This window comes from Desulfobulbus sp. (genome assembly GCF_030824455.1).
GTDB lineage: Bacteria > Desulfobacterota > Desulfobulbia > Desulfobulbales > Desulfobulbaceae > Desulfobulbus.
Map to the genome: position 1 here is coordinate 1 of NZ_JAVBXR010000072.1, position 15,094 is coordinate 15,094.

Annotated in this window: 12 protein-coding genes; 9 read left to right on the top strand and 3 right to left on the bottom strand. The window is 58.7% G+C overall.

What is annotated here, in order from left to right; translation table 11 throughout:
- The 7 genes from RCH93_RS09275 to RCH93_RS09305 all read left to right on the top strand — a co-directional run.
- Positions 1 to 2,850, top strand: a 2,850-nt coding sequence (locus RCH93_RS09275) for a CHAT domain-containing protein (RefSeq protein WP_306548084.1), incomplete at its 5' end; no start/stop codon positions are given.
- 515 nt (positions 2,851 to 3,365) lie between these two features.
- Positions 3,366 to 4,481 carry a hypothetical protein gene (locus RCH93_RS09280; protein ID WP_306548085.1) on the top strand — a complete coding sequence of 372 codons (1,116 nt, stop codon included), beginning with the start codon at positions 3,366 to 3,368 and terminating at the stop codon, positions 4,479 to 4,481.
- Positions 4,482 to 4,547: 66 nt separating this feature from the next.
- Positions 4,548 to 5,201 carry a flavodoxin family protein gene (locus tag RCH93_RS09285; protein ID WP_306548086.1) on the top strand — a complete coding sequence of 218 codons (654 nt, stop codon included), beginning with the start codon at positions 4,548 to 4,550 and terminating at the stop codon, positions 5,199 to 5,201.
- Positions 5,202 to 5,327: 126 nt separating this feature from the next.
- Positions 5,328 to 5,690, top strand: a complete 363-nt coding sequence (locus tag RCH93_RS09290) for a transposase (protein WP_306548087.1) — start codon at positions 5,328 to 5,330, stop codon at positions 5,688 to 5,690.
- Between the two features lie 211 nt (positions 5,691 to 5,901).
- Entirely contained in the window at positions 5,902 to 6,369 is a 468-nt protein-coding gene (locus RCH93_RS09295; RefSeq protein ID WP_306548088.1) for a cache domain-containing protein, read from the top strand.
- 214 nt (positions 6,370 to 6,583) lie between these two features.
- Positions 6,584 to 8,623, top strand: coding sequence for a methyl-accepting chemotaxis protein (locus RCH93_RS09300; RefSeq protein WP_306548089.1), 2,040 nt, complete (start codon positions 6,584 to 6,586; stop codon positions 8,621 to 8,623).
- A gap of 197 nt (positions 8,624 to 8,820) precedes the next feature.
- Positions 8,821 to 9,360 (top strand): hypothetical protein, encoded by a 540-nt coding sequence (locus RCH93_RS09305; RefSeq protein ID WP_306548090.1) that lies wholly within the window; start codon positions 8,821 to 8,823, stop codon positions 9,358 to 9,360.
- A 237-nt stretch (positions 9,361 to 9,597) separates the two neighbouring features.
- On the opposite strand, the gene RCH93_RS09310 is transcribed toward RCH93_RS09305, so the two are convergent.
- The 3 genes from RCH93_RS09310 to RCH93_RS09320 all read right to left on the bottom strand — a co-directional run bounded on the left by RCH93_RS09310 (position 9,598) and on the right by RCH93_RS09320 (position 12,722).
- The gene (locus tag RCH93_RS09310) at positions 9,598 to 10,647 is read right to left on the bottom strand and encodes an MBL fold metallo-hydrolase (protein ID WP_306548091.1); all 1,050 of its coding nucleotides are present in this window, start codon (positions 10,645 to 10,647) and stop codon (positions 9,598 to 9,600) included.
- Between the two features lie 359 nt (positions 10,648 to 11,006).
- Complete coding sequence (locus RCH93_RS09315; RefSeq protein ID WP_306548092.1) at positions 11,007 to 11,807, bottom strand: methyltransferase domain-containing protein; 801 nt, start codon at positions 11,805 to 11,807, stop codon at positions 11,007 to 11,009.
- A 54-nt stretch (positions 11,808 to 11,861) separates the two neighbouring features.
- Entirely contained in the window at positions 11,862 to 12,722 is an 861-nt protein-coding gene (locus RCH93_RS09320) for an AraC family transcriptional regulator (protein WP_306548093.1), read from the bottom strand.
- Between the two features lie 238 nt (positions 12,723 to 12,960).
- Between RCH93_RS09320 and RCH93_RS09325 the strand changes: the two genes are divergently transcribed.
- Together RCH93_RS09325 and RCH93_RS09330 are read left to right on the top strand one after the other, a co-directional pair.
- Positions 12,961 to 14,400 carry a sensor domain-containing diguanylate cyclase gene (locus RCH93_RS09325; protein ID WP_306548094.1) on the top strand — a complete coding sequence of 480 codons (1,440 nt, stop codon included), beginning with the start codon at positions 12,961 to 12,963 and terminating at the stop codon, positions 14,398 to 14,400.
- Positions 14,397 to 15,062 (top strand): trans-aconitate 2-methyltransferase, encoded by a 666-nt coding sequence (locus tag RCH93_RS09330; protein WP_306548095.1) that lies wholly within the window; start codon positions 14,397 to 14,399, stop codon positions 15,060 to 15,062. Before RCH93_RS09325 ends, RCH93_RS09330 begins: the two co-directional genes overlap by 4 nt.
- Positions 15,063 to 15,094 lie beyond the last annotated feature (32 nt).

Sequence of the window (15,094 nt, forward strand, 5' to 3'; positions counted from 1 at the left end):
GCTGCCGCCGGCGGCGCCCGACCGGGACGCCGCGCCAAAGCCAAAGGCGAGTCGCCGGCAGTGGTCGAGGTGGTCCACGGCAGCTTGGCCGGGGCCGGATCGCCGGTGCTGATCGGGGCCTATAGCGGCCTGCCCCTGCGCGGCAGCGTCCAGTTTCTTGACCAGCACCTGGAAGGCCGCCTGGAACGCGCCCAGCGGATCGGTCGTTTCCCCTGCCAGCCCGACGACGCCATGGTCTTTCGTCAGGCAGACGAGACCCGCACGCCAGCCGGCGCGATTGTGGTCGGCCTTGGCCCGGTCGGCGATCTGTTGCCCGGAACCCTGACCCTGGCCCTGACCCAGGGGCTGCTCGAATACGCCCGGATCAAGGAACAGCAGTCCACAGCCGACCCGGCCCGACCAGAGCAGCTGGCGACGTCGGCCCTGCTGGTTGGCACCGGATTCGCCGGCCTGACCGTTGAGGCGGGAACCCGGTGCCTGCTCGACGCCCTGCGGCGGACCAACCACATCCTGCAGCAAAACGCCTTCAAAACCCGCATCGGCCGGCTGACCATCTATGAAGAGGTTCTGGGCCGGGCGATTGCCGCGGTGCAAACCCTGCGCGACCTGATCAGTGAGACGCGGTTTGCCGGCGTGGCCGACTTTGACGGCCGGCTGCACGACGGCCAGGGCGGCTACTGCGGTCGGACGCTGGCCGGCGGCGGCCAGTCGGGCACAATCCGCGTCCAGATCGAGGCCGAGGAGCAGGCCCTACGCTTTACCGTGGTCACCGACCGGGCCCGCAACGTGGTCAACGCCGAACCCAACCAGCGTCAGGCCGTGGACGGGCTGATCCGCTGCGCCACCGCGACCACCCGCGATCAACCGGGGTTGTCGCGGGCCCTGTTTGAGCTGCTGGTGCCCAACTCGATGAAGGAGGAAGTGGCGGATCTGCGCACCCTGATGCTGTCGGTTGATCCGGCAGCCGCAACCTATCCCTGGGAATTGATGCGCGACACCGATCAGGTGGGCGAACCGCCGCTGGCGGCGCGGGTGGAACTGGTGCGTCAACTGGCCTCCGGACGCGGCCGGGGCCGAACTCGGCTGGTCGAAGCCAAACGGATGCTGGCGATCGGGGACACCCAATCGGAGATGGTGGAGTTGCCCGGCGCCCAGGCCGAGGCCAAGGAGGCGGCCGACTGCTTTGTCCGCGCCGAATACGAGGTCAACGCCCTCAACCGCGCCACCCCGCTGGAGGTGTTCGACGCCCTGTTCAACGGCCAGTACCGTTTCATGCATCTGGCCGGGCACGGGGTGATCAACGACAAAAAAACCGGCAGCACCGGCTTGGTGCTGGGGCCGGACACCTTTCTCACCAGCGCCCAGGTGAGCAAACTCAGGCGCGTGCCGGAGTTTGTGTTCATCAACTGCTGCCATCTCGGCAGCATGGCCTCAGACGCCAAGTTGGGCTGGGGCGAATTGGCCGCCAATCTGGCCACCGCCTTCATCGAGATGGGCTGCAAGGCGGTGATCGCCGCCGGCTGGGCGGTGGACGATCAGGCGGCCGGCGCCTTTGCCCGCGCCTTTTACGAGGCCATGTTCCGGGGCGCGCGTTTTGGTCAGGCCCTGTTGCAGGCCCGCTTTGAGACCCACCGGCTCTACCCGTTCACCAACACCTGGGGCGCTTTCCAGGCCTACGGCGACGAACGCTACTGTTTCCCCGACGTCGACGCCGCAGACGAGGCCGCGGCCGAGTATGTGCATCCAAGCCATCTGGTCGCCGATCTTGAAATGTTGGCCGCCCGCCTGCGCGACGCAACCCCAGGCCAAAAAAAGGACTATTACCGCAAACGGCTGATGGCTATTGAAAAGGCGGCGCGCGGATCAGATTTTCAACACGCCGGGGTGCGCGAAAAACTGGGCCGCGCCTGGGTGGAGTTGGACGACCCGGCGCGCGCCATCGACCATTACCGCGCGGCCCTGGCCTTTGAGGACGCGGCCTTGAGCCTGCACAGTCTGGAATTGTTGGCTAGCCTGGAAATGGGGCGAGGGGCGACCCTGCTGGCCCAATCGAACAAGAACAAGGACGAGGACGAGGCGCGCAAGGCGGAGCTGCGCCAGCAGGGCAAAACCCTGATGGCGACAGGCAGGGAGCGGTTGGAACAGTTGCTCAGGATTGGCGAAACCACCCGGCGTTTGGCGCTGCTGGGATCGTGTTGGAAACGCTGGGCCCAGGTGCATGCCGGGCAAAAAACCGCTAAAGGCGCCAAAAACTGGCTGACCGGGATGGGGAAGGCCTACTGGAAAGCCGCCGAGAACAGCCGCAAACACAGCAGTCAGTGGGACTGCGGCCTGCTGTTCAACGCCCTGGACGCCGCCTTCCTTGCCGCTGTCTGGGGCGAGCGCACCCAGTTCGACGCCTACGCCAGTCAACTGCCCGACCTGCTCCGGGCGGCGCAGGAAAGCAGCCAAGGCGGCACAGGCAAGCCAGACAGCCCGAACGACCGCGCCGGCAACCCGAGCGGGTTCCCCCCTGCCCTGATCAAAGCCGAGAGCCAGCGGATCGACGCCCTGTGGGCCTGCTGCGCGGATGATCGGACAGAGCAGCGCATCACCCAACCCGCGACGCTCGGTAACCTGAGCACCTTGTATCGCGACGCGCTGGTCACAGCAGGCAGCGCGGATCAACGTTGCGAAGCCCTCCAACAGCTGCATTTCCTGATCGACCTGTTGCCGGAACCCGAACCGGGAGCGGCAATCAAAGCGGCGTTGCAACAGTTGCTTGCGGCGGTGGGCGACAGCACCGCAGCGCCGGAGACGCGGCCGCCGAAAAAGAAAAGACCGAGCAAAGAGCAACAGGACGCAGCGTAGCAGCAGCCACCGATTGAGAGGTCATTCCATTTCTCAACCAAACGAGGCCTGCTGCACACCGCAATATCTCGTCGAGGAGGGGCCGTCATATCAACCCGTAGCCTGGATGAAGTGCAACGGAATCCGGGAACAATCACATCAAACCCCGGATTCCGCAAGCTGCATCCAGGCTACGGTCCGCCGGCCAGCTCTCGTTCTTTGGTGTCCAAGCGCCCCATGGAAACGTTTCGTGGGGCCAGCCAAAACGCTGCTGCATTGCCCAGGGAGGTCATTCCATTTCTCAATCAAACGAGGCCTGATTGCGCCGCGAAACCTCGTTACGGCTCGAATGTTTGAACGAAGCGGGCGATCTCCGGCCCCAGGGGATTGCTCCTCGCAACGTTCGTCGAGCGCAATCCGCCACCAACAAACACGTTCCACTTGGCAACGGAACCGGCATCAGGCGCAGGGAGCCGCCCGAAATCACAGCAAACAAGGATTGCCGCAGCAACCGGCGAGCTCCCAAGGAGGAGACGATGCACAAAGCAATGTTGATGTTTCTGACGCTTTTCCTGACCCTATTTCCAACCCTATCCCCGGCCTTGGCTGCCGTCCCGACCGGGGCGCAAACGGCTGTTCCGGCTCTGGCTCAGGCGGGCGCGGCCGCGCGAATACCGCCGCGCGAAAATGCGCCCCAAGGGTGCGACAGCTCCCAACTGCTGCTGCTCGCCAACAGCTCGCCCAGCGCGGATGCGGCCCAGCCCTATCTATTTCGTTTGGGCGAAACCTTGCAGATCAGCCTTCGCGACGCCTGTGCGGCGCAACTGACGCAGGAGCTGGCGCAACGAGAGGCGGTTGATGCGGTTCAACTGCGACTCGACAACGTCGCCATGGCAAAATTGCCGGTCACCGTGTCTCAGGGAGCAAACTCGGGAGAATTGATCCTCGCCTTTCATCTGGTGCGGGTCCCGCAGGAGGCGGAAAACAGAACCTCCTGGGATCAACTCCTGGGCAAAAAACACAAGAGTTTCGTGATGCCCCTGCCGGTGGCCCTCACCATCGGCGCAAAGCCCGCCTATGCGGCACAATCCCCCACCCCGTTTCGCTTCTATGTGGCCACAGGCAAACAGGTTTTCTGGACGGCGGGACTCTGCCTGCTGTTGTTTTTCGCGAGCTTCTCCTTGCTGGTTTCCAGCCCAAGCGCCTTACGGGATTCGCGCCACGGCCTGTACAGTCTGGGCAAAAGCCAAATGGCCTTCTGGGGATTGTTGGTCATGCTGAGCTTTGCCGGCGTCTGGCTGCTCACCGGGGCCATGGAGCGGATTCCCGAACAGGTGTTGATCCTGCTCGGGATCAGCGGCGCCACCGGGCTCAGCGCCATTGTCATCGGCAACAACAAGCAGGCCAACCAGGCTGCCGCGAACGCCCGGCCTCGAGCGACGCAAGGTTTTTGGCGGGACATCTGCAACGACGGCAACGGCCTCAGTTTCCACCGGATGCAGGTGGTCGCCTGGACCATTTTTTTAGGGCTGGTCTTTGTTCGTTCCGTTGTTAACGTCATGTCCATGCCGGAATTCCCGGAAACCCTGCTGGTGCTGATGGGGATCAGCAACGGGGTCTATCTCGGCTTTAAAATTCCGGAACAATCGTGAACGCCGGCGCCGTTTGCGCCCAGGCGTCCATCATCACATTCACCATCACAGAAGGAGCAAGCAAACATGAAGGTTCTCGCCGTCAACGGCAGCCCGAGGAAGAAATGGAACACCGCCACCCTGCTAGAGAAAACGCTTGAAGGCGCGGCCGCGCAGGGAGCGACCACCGAGTTGGTTCATCTCTACGATCTCAACTACAAGGGCTGCTCCAGCTGTTTTGCCTGCAAGATGATCGACGGCCCCAGCAGCGGCCGCTGCGCCATGCAAGACGACCTACGGCCGCTCCTTGTAAAAATTGAGACCGAGGTCGACGTCCTGATTCTGGGCTCGCCGATTTATTTCGGCCAGATGACCGGCGAGATGCGCTCGTTCATAGAACGACTGTTTTTTGCGCCGCTGATCTACAGTCAGCCGCCCCGCTCGGTCTTCCCTCGCCAGATCAAAACAGCGGCGCTCTACACCATGAACGTCGGCGAAGAGACAGCCAAGCAAATGGGCTACGAGGCAATGTTCAACTCCACCGAGGTTTGGCTGAGCCGGATCTTCGGCGTCGAAGCTGAGACCTTCTGCTGCTTTGACACCTGTCAGTTTGCCGATTACTCGAAGGTGATCATGGAATACATGGACCCGGCCCACAAGGCGGCGCGGCGGGCCGAGGTCTTTCCCCAGGACTGTCGACGAGCCTTTGAACTGGGCGAGCGGTTGGCGAGCACGAAATAGCCCCTGCCTTTCAGGCGTAAAGAGTAATGATGCGTAGACTCGTTGCCAACTCATCTGTCTGTTGCTCGCATCGCCCCGTGCTGTGTTGGCGAGACTCTGAACACTGTCAGGGGCGTCCAATGGGGGTTGACCACTTTTCTCAATGTCGCGCGCTCACTGACCGCCGATATTGATCTGCTCAAGCCGGTCCGCAAGGCCTTGCGAACAGTCGAGAAACATCGCGAGGCCATTTGCGCCCGCTGGATCTCGGGGCACAACAACGCCCGAATCGAAGCACTCAACGGTATCATCCAGGCAGCCAAATGCAGGGCCAGAAGATACAAAACCGACAACACCCTCATCAACATCACCTCCTGTTGGTCACGCCGATACAGAATTTACGCAAATGTACTTGATTCGTCGAAGAGCCAAAGCACCCACGGATTCTTCGGACGAGGAATAAATATTTTAAATTCTAAAATGTTAGGGTTGATCATGACAGCCGATTAACAATCGGCCAGTAAAAACTTGACAAAACACAAAAGAAACCCTGATAATCACATAAGACTTATTGTCAAAGGTATTTTTCGACACCCATTAACCACAGAGGAGAGGAGGAAACAGGTTAAAATAATTTTAGCTATAGTCGATTTTTCTCAGCTCACGGGATACAGCCGGTAAAAATCAATAACCAAGGAAACAATTAAAGGATCGGTGCATTATGAAAAGATTATTAGTTATCGCAAGTGTTGCAGTATTTTTTTCAATGGGCTGCTTGGTAGGTTTTGCTAATGCGGGTGATCAAGGTACAAAGGATGAAGCTGTTGCAATGGTGAAAAAAGCCATAGAATACATCAAATCCAATGGCAATGATAAAGCTTTTGAAGAGATCAGCAATCCAAAAGGCAAGTTTGTCGACAGGGATCTTTATGTGGTTGTCTATGACATGGCTGGAAAATGCCTTGCCCACGGCCAAAAAGCGAACATGGTCGGCAAGGAATTGATTGATTTCAAAGACGCCGATGGCAAAGAATTCATGAAAGAGCGCGTGGAATTGATGAAGAAGCAAGCGACAGCTTGGCAGGATTATAAATTCATGAACCCTGTTTCCAAACAGATTGAGGCTAAATCTATGTATGTGGAACGGTCTGGCGACTTGATCGTTGGTTGCGGAATTTATAGCAAATAATTGAATAGCTGGGGAAGGCCGGCCTGGGATTGCATGCTTCGATTTCTGATGAATGGCCTCTATTCGGTAGTTATTTCACAGGAGGCCTTCCCCAGCCAGAAGAATTTGACTTATTTAATTCAGATGCACCCTTTAACAATATCAAAATAATCCCAAATTAAATCCATCGCAGATATAACATTTTTTTGACAATCAACTTCAGAAGGGATCAGCTATGAAACTCAGCTCAAAAATATTTGCTGGATTCGGGATTGTGTTGGCCGTAGCTATAATATTGACTGGAGTTGCCCTCTACATCATGAAAGGTGTGTCCGAAAAAACGCAGATTTTGTCAAATCAATATATGCCTGAAACGCGCATAGCCAGTAGCGCTGAACGTGCCGCATCCAGAGCCGTATCCGCCATGAACGCATACGATGCTGTTTACGATGAGTCTTTTTTGTCCGCCGCCCGCGAGCAGTTGAAAAATGTTAAACAAATCCTACAGGATGCAGGCCAGTTGACCACTAAGTTTCCGGAGCTAAAAGCCCTTAAGGACAATACAGCCAATGCCTCGGCACGACTTCTAGAATACGAAACCTTAGTAAACGAGACAGAAAAAACAGGGAAGGAAATTCAGGCTATCCGCAAGAAACTCGAATCTGCTGCCCAGGAGTTCATGAAATCCTGCCTGGAATTCGTCGACGAGCAAACTAACGCGATGACTGTCGGCATGAAACAAGCTGGGGAAAATTCCAAAGCTTTAAAAGAACAGCTTGAAAGGATCAGTGGCATGAACGAAGTGATCCAACTCGTTTATGTCATTCAAATGGACACCTTAAAAGGTCAACTGGTAAAAGACCCGCAGATAATCGAAAATTCGGCAAAAAAATTCATCGAAATGGAGAATATCCTCAATACGATACAAAAAATGACCACTAGTGACTCCAGCATATCGCAACTGGAAGACATCAGAATAGCTGGCGCCAGTTATAAAACGAACATGAAGAAACTCGTGGCAAGCTACGCCGCCATTACCGATATTGGTAAAAATCGTGGCGTAACTGGAAATGCAGTCTCGAAATCAGTCGAGGATACCGCAGTTGCAGGGATAGATGAAACACTAAAAAGCGCAACCAATGTAGAGCAAATCCTGAAGAGCTCTAGAAACATCCTTTTTACATCTGGAATCGTAGGTATATTAATCAGCCTGGTGTTAATTTTCATCATCACCAGAGGGATCGTCCGTCCTATCCGGCGGACAGCCAACATGCTCAAGGACATTTCCGAGGGCGAAGGCGACCTGACCAAGCGGCTTGAAGTGGTCAGCCAAGATGAAGTGGGGCAATTGGCAGTGTGTTTCAATACTTTTTTAGACAAACTCCAAAACTTGGTAAAAGATATCGGCGCCAAATCATTGGCCTTGGACTCAGCTGCTGCTGAATTGACGCGCCTGTCGGATGGGATGTCGGCTGAGGCTGTTGGCATGTCGGCTAAATCCGGTTCCGTAGCAGCGGCCACTGAAGAGATGAGCACGAATATCCAATCAGTATCCGCAGCGATGGAGCAATCGTCAAGCAATGTCAATATGGTTGCTTCCTCTACTGAAGAGATGACGTCTACGGTCAACGAGATTGCCCAGAATGCAGAGAAAGCACGTTCAATATCTGAGGGCGCTGTCAACCAGTCAAAATTTGCTTCCGAAAAAATGACCCTCCTCGGCGAATCAGCCCAGAAAATAGGCAGGGTTACTGAAACCATTACCGAGATTTCAGAACAGACCAATTTGCTGGCTTTGAATGCCACCATTGAAGCAGCGCGGGCCGGTGAAGCCGGCAAGGGATTTGCCGTTGTTGCCAACGAGATTAAAGAATTGGCTCGACAGACCGCAGCAGCCACCGTGGATATCAAGAATCAAATCAACGAAATGCAGGCTACGACCTCAATAACAGTGGCAGACATAGAAAAAATTTCTGAGGTGATCTTTGAGATAAACAACGTGATTAACGGCATTGCAACTGCCGTTGAAGAGCAATCTGCGGCATCAGGGGAGATTTCCAGCAACATCTCTCAGGCATCACAAGGCATAGCCGAGGTCAATGAAAATGTGGCCCAAAGCACTTTGGTTATTGCAGATATCACTCGCGATATCGCAGGAATCAACCAGCAGTCAAATCAAGTAGGAGAAGGGAGCCGCCAAGTTCAATTGAGCGCCCAGAGCCTTGCTGACCTAGCCGTCCAGCTCGAAAATCTGGTGAATAAATTCAAGGTCTGACAGGATTGGCGCTCACGAAAGGGCATTTGGTGAGCTGCTCCAGCGGTCCGCAAAGCCCTGCGAACAGTCGAGAAGTACAGCGAGGCCATTTACCGCCGGCTGGATCTCGGGCCACAACAACGCCCGAACCGAAGCGCTCAACGGCATACAGAATTTACTCAAACCCACTTGATTCGTCAAAAAAGCCTTCTTGACTTATGCTCATCTCAACCGAACTGATTGCGGCAATCGTCAACCAACTGGCGATCAACCCGTGCGGAATCCACGGCCTCAGCCACTGGGCCAGGGTGCATGCAAACGGCCTGCGGCTGGCCGAGACCACCGGGGCGGACGCGCGGGTGGTGGAGCTGTTTGCCCTGTTCCACGACAGTCGGCGGCTCACCGAGCAGGCCGATCCTGAACACGGGCCGCGCGGGGCCATGCTGGCCGAGCAGTTGCGCGGCGTCGCCTTTCAGCTTGACGACCAACCGTTCCAACTGCTGCTCGCCGCCTGCAGGCTCCACACCACCGCGCGCACCCATGCGGACGTGACGGTGCAGACCTGTTTCGACGCCGACCGCCTGGACCTTAGCCGGATCGGCAAAACCGTGGACCCGCAGTTCCTCTGCACCGAGGCCGCCCGGAATCCCGAGACGCTGGTTTGGTCAACCGAGCAAAGCACCGCCGGAATCGTGCCGGACAACCCCATCGGCCGGGCGCTGCGGTCGCTCAAACCGCTCCGGGACACCAATCAATAAGCCTGAAGGAAATACATTAAAGGCCCCGCCAACGAAAAGCTTCAGTTCCACAAGCGAATCAAGAACGTCGAGCAGCAGTTGCAGAATCCGGCCGTGATCCTCAACAGTTTTATCCTTTTCTGGCCCCATTACCCTCAATTGCAATGGGAAAAATGCGCCGAACCGGCGCGAAAAGCCGAAACTTTTTCAAAGAGGCTGCGGGCAACCGCCGACTGGGTCACGACGCCGCTTTTGCAGCTATTCCACCAACCAGTGTTCGCCGGCAGCCAGCGGCCGGATGCGCCCTTCGGGGACGGCTACCGCCTGCATGGCCAGGTTGAGATCGCGCAGCGGAACGTCATAGCCGGTGTCCGCCAACTGGAAGGCGCGGAAATGGGTGGGCAGCATCTGCGGCTGGCCCAGATCGTCCCAGGCCCGGATCGCCTCCTCGGGGTTCATGTGCCCATACGACATGAACCAGCGGGGATCATAGGAGCCGATGGGCAGTATTGCCAGCCGGAACTGGCCGTATTTGCGCCGCGCCGCGCGGAAAGAGTCGCCGCCGCCGTAGCCGCTGTCTCCGACGAAATAGACGGCGCCGCCGGGGGTGGACAGAACAAAAGCGGCCCAGAGGGCGCGGTTGCGATCAAACGGGGTGCGCGCCGACCAGTGGTGCATGGGTTCGAGATGGACGGTCAGCTGCGGCGACACGACCACGCTTGCTCCCCAATCGCGGGCCTCTGCCCCGGCCTCGGGAATGCGGCCGTGGATGACGGCGTCGTTGCCCAAAGGCGTGATGATGCGGGGATGATCGCGCCGCCAGAGCCGCTCGATGGTGGCCAGGTCGAGATGGTCGTAGTGGTTGTGGCTGATCAGCACCAGATCAATCGGCGGCAAATCTTCAAAACGGATGCCCGGCGGATGGACCCGCTTGGGTCCGATCCAGGTGAACGGGCTGGCCCGGTCCGACCAGACCGGATCGGTGAGGATGTTCAACCCCTGGGTCTGGATGAGCAGGGTGACGTGGCCGACAAAGGACACCCGCAGCTGGTTGCCCGCCACCCGCTGCGGCGGCTTGTCGGTGAACGGCAACTCGCTGTACTCGGGCCAGGGTTGCGGCTGCCGCGTCCAGCGCCACTTGAGCACCTCCCAAAACCCCTTGTCCATCGGCTTGCCGGGGTTGAAGAACCGCTGCCCGTCAAAATGATCGGGAACGGGGCCTTTATGCAAGGAGGGCGTGGAGGAAAAGAGCGCCATAAGCGTCAACAGCAGGCAGAGGAAGAAGAACAGAAAAAGTACGCGCAGCACGGCGGGCGCCTCGATATTTCTGGATGAATCGGCGCCTCCCCTTGTTGGGAGGCAACGGCGAAAACTCTAAGCGCAATCCGCAAAAAGACAATTGATTCCATTGGGCAAGCAAACACCGCGCTGATGAGCTGTATTCCGATTCGAGTTCAAAAACCCGCATCCTGGATTCGTTACACCGGCCCAACGTGGAAAAATCCCTGCCCCCTCCGCATACGACCGCCAGCGGGATCGTCCCCATGCTCCGGCGTGGGAACGCCGTCTGGACGCTCCAGCGTCCCATTTCTTGCGACTCCCGCCTACACTGCCCAAAGCCGCTGTTCCTCGGGACGTTGGAACAGCGGTGCGTCTCCAACCAACGATCATCGCTCCCCTTGCCCCCGAAAAAAGGTGTAGCAAAAGGTTCCCGCGTTGGTGGCGGCCTGCTCCAGATCGCGGACGCCCTGGTCCCAGGCGGCCGCGTCGATCATTCCTTGGCCAATGGCCTGCTCGCGGACGCCCCGAACCATGGCGATGAAGGTGTTGCGGGCGAATCCCTCGATCAAATCCGGCCTGGAACCGTCGACATAGACCATGCGCGGCTCGACCTGGGGCTGCGCAAATCCGGCCTCAACGAGCAGCGGGTAGAGCCTGCGGCCGATCAGGCTGTCGCCGCCCATTCCCGCCTGGAGTTGCGCCAGACAGTCGACCGTGCGCCGGGCCTCGGCGGTTTCCGGGTGGCAATAGAACGAGCCGTGATCGCCCTCGATCACCGTGATCGTGCCCCCCGGTTTAAGCAGGCGCCGGAGCCGTTGCAAGGCGCCGGCCGGATCGGCCAGGTGCTCCAGGACAAAGCAGACAAAGAGGTGGTCAAAGGTGCGGTCGGCAAAGGGCGGCTCAACGATGTCGCCCTGCTGCAACCGCACATTGCTCAGGCCTTGGGCGGCTATCGCCTGCTGCGCGGTATGCAGCGAGGTTGCGGAAATATCCATTGAGACAAACTGGACCTCTGGATGGGCGGCGGCCAGAAACACGGTCTGGCAACCGGCGCCGCAGCCCGCCTCCAGCACCGTTGCTCCTGCGGGATACTGAAGATCGCCATACAGCAATCGGGCCAAGGTTGCGGCCTGATCCCGCAGTCGCGCCGTCTCCTGCTCCGAATAGCCGTGCACATAATTTTTCATGATCGCCTCCTGAAGGGAATTGGTTGTTGGGGGCGACTCTACAACCCAGCGGGCCTAGGCGTCTTGTACGGAATTGCGGAGTTGGCCGGGGGTGTAGCCCAGAATCCGCTTGAAGGTCTTGGTGAGATGGCTCTGATCGCTGAAGCCCGTCTGCGCCGCGACGTCGGCGATGGCCAAGCCCTGGTCGAGCAAGGCTTTCGCCTTGCGGGCCCGCAACTGCATCAGCCAGGCGTGCGGGGTGAGGCCGGTCTGGCGGGCAAAGACGCGGATAAAATGATAGGGGCTGAGGCAGGCAACAGCGGCCAGGGCCCCAACGGAGAGATCCTGCGCGAAATGCGCGTCGAGAAAATCGATCACCCGCCGGATGGACGCCTCTTCGCGGCCTGCCCGACCCAGGGTTGGCGGGTCGTAGGTGTGGCGGGCGATCAGCCGGAAAACCATGGTCAGCCACAAGGTTTCCTTTTCCAGCCGCGCTGTTCGCGGATCGCTAATCTGGCTGTGCGCCTGCCGGATCAGGCCCGCCAGATCGGGGTCTTCGATCACCCCGGCGGTGAAGAAAGGCAGGGAAACCGGCCGACCGAACACCTCTTCGCCCATCTGCTGCAGCAAGTCGGCCGAGAAATAGAACATCCGGTAGCTCCAGCCGCCTTCGGCGGCGGCCTGGCCGGTGTGGACCTCGTCGGGATTGACGGTGTTGATCCATCCCACCGGGGCCACCACGTTCTCGCCCCGGTAGTAAAAACCAAGCGCCCCCTGCTCGATCACCCCGACTCCGTAGCCCTCGTGGCTGTGCCGGGGGAATGTGCGGGTGCGAAAACTGGCCCGCAGCAGCTGGAGGCCTGGCAAGTCCGAGACCGAACAGATTGTCGCATCATCGCCTGCCCCTTCTGCCCTGTTGTGTTGCCGCTTCACCACGCTCATCTCCTCACGGATGCATTCGCCACTGTTTCGCCGCCCTCAGCCTACCCAAATCAAAACCAATTTCCCGCGATCATGCCCTGCGCGCCGCCGCCGTGCAACAACAATTGACATTCCGCGCCCCATAGGCCATCATGGCGAACAGGCCAAATCGCTTGCGGCCCAAGACGTTCCGCCGAGCCGCCGACCACAGCGGCGGCGGTCCCCTTCCCTTTTGCCCGCCACACGTTCACCCATGTCCGCCAAGAATCGTTTCGTCACCTTGATCAGCCTGCTGTTGCTCGCCGGCTTCCTCGCCACCTCCCTCGTCAGCTACTCGGTGTCGGTCACGCTGCTCAAACGGGGACTTGCCGACTCCATCCTGCCCCTGACCAGCGACAACATCTATTCGGAAATACAGAAGGATCTCATCCGGCCGATCTTTATTGCCTCGATGATGGCCTCGGACACCTTCCTCCGCGACTGGGTGCTTGGCGGCGAGCAGGACGTCGACCGGCTGACCCGCTATCTGGCCGAAGTTAAAAGCAAATACCAGACTATTGCCAGCTTCTTTGTTTCCGACCGCAGCGCCAACTATTATTACGGCGGCGGCATCCTCAAGCAGGTTCGCCCCGACGAGCCGCGCGACGCCTGGTATTACCGGGTGCGTGCGCTGCACGAACCCTACGAACTCAATGTCGACCGGGACATGGCCAACAGCGACGCCATGACCATTTTCATCAACCACCGCGTCGACGATTACAACGGCAACTACATCGGCGCCGCCGGCTGCGGCCTGTCGGCGGTCACCGTCGCCCATCTGTTGACCACCTATGAACAGCGCTATCAACGGCACATTTTCTTTGTCGATGCCAAGGGCGCCGTCACTTTTTCCACCAACAACGCCAAGGAGCAGCAACCCCTTGGAGAAATTGAAGGGTTACACGAGATTGCGGCGGAAATCCTCAGCAAGGAAAACGGCTCCTTCACCTATGTGCGCGGCGGCGAGACCTTTGTGCTCAACACCCGGTACATCAAGGAACTCGGCTGGCGACTGCTGGTGGAACAGTCGATGGAACCGGAAATGCGGCTGCTGCGCAAGACCCTGCTGATCAACCTGAGCCTCTGTCTGGTGATCGGCCTGATCATCCTGACCTTGGTGCAGCGCACCATTGCCAACTATCAGCAACGACTCGAGCGGTTGGCGGCCACGGACAAACTGACCGGGCTGCACAACCGCCACTCCGGCGAGACCCTGTTCAAACAGGCCCTCAGCGAGGCAACCCGGCAGCAATCAGCCCTGTCCCTGATCCTCGTCGACATCGATCATTTTAAGCAGGTCAACGACCAGCACGGCCATCAGGCAGGGGATTTGGCGCTGGTGGTCTGCTCCCGGATCATCCGCTCCTGTCTGCGCGAATCGGACATCGTCTGCCGCTGGGGCGGCGAGGAATTCCTGGCGCTGCTCAAAAACTGCGACATCGAGGCCGCCTTTCAGCTCGCGGAAAAGATACGAACAACCCTGGAGCGCGAAACCCTGGTCTGGGGGACAAGCGAAATGCATATCCGTTGCAGCCTCGGAGTGGCGCAGCGGCAGCCCGATGAACAGCGGGAAAGCCTGATGACCCGAGCGGACCGGGCCCTGTACCAGGCGAAAGAGAACGGCCGCAACCAAACCGTGCGCAGCAACGCATGAACGAAGCGGGCTCCGGCTCCGTTTCCTCGGCCATAAACCTGGCCGCCTACAACAGCATCGCAGACCAATGGGACGCCGCCCGATCCACCCTGTGGGGACGCGAACCGTTCTATCTTGACGTTTTTCTCGCCGGAATGCCGAAAGGCGCTCAGATCCTCGACGCCGGTTGCGGCTCTGGACGGCCAATGGCGGAAAATCTGCTTGCCCGGGGATACTCAGTGCTCGGGATTGATCAATCCGCGGCCATGCTGGCCAAGGCGCGGGCACGTTTTCCCCAGGGACAATGGCTCGAGGCCAAGCTCGAACAGTATCCTTTTGCCGATCCCTGCTGCGGCGTGCTCTGCTGGGACGCGCTGTTTCACCTCGAGCGTTGTTTTCACCAACCCATCCTGGCCCGCATAGCCAACTGCCTTTCGCCCGGCGGCCGATTGATGCTGACCGTCGGCGGCTCGGCCCATCCGCCCTTCACCGATTCGATGTTCCATCAGCAATTCTTCTACGACTCCCATCCGCCCCAACAGGTGATGGCAATGTTGACCGCACTCGGTTTCACCCTGCGCCTCGGCGAGTTCATGAATCCGCCCACCACCGGCCGCGACAAGGGACGATACGCAATCGTCGCCGAGAAATCGATGGGCAGGCATGACACGATTTTTCCATAAATAATTAAGGGAAATTTGACAACCCCCTAACA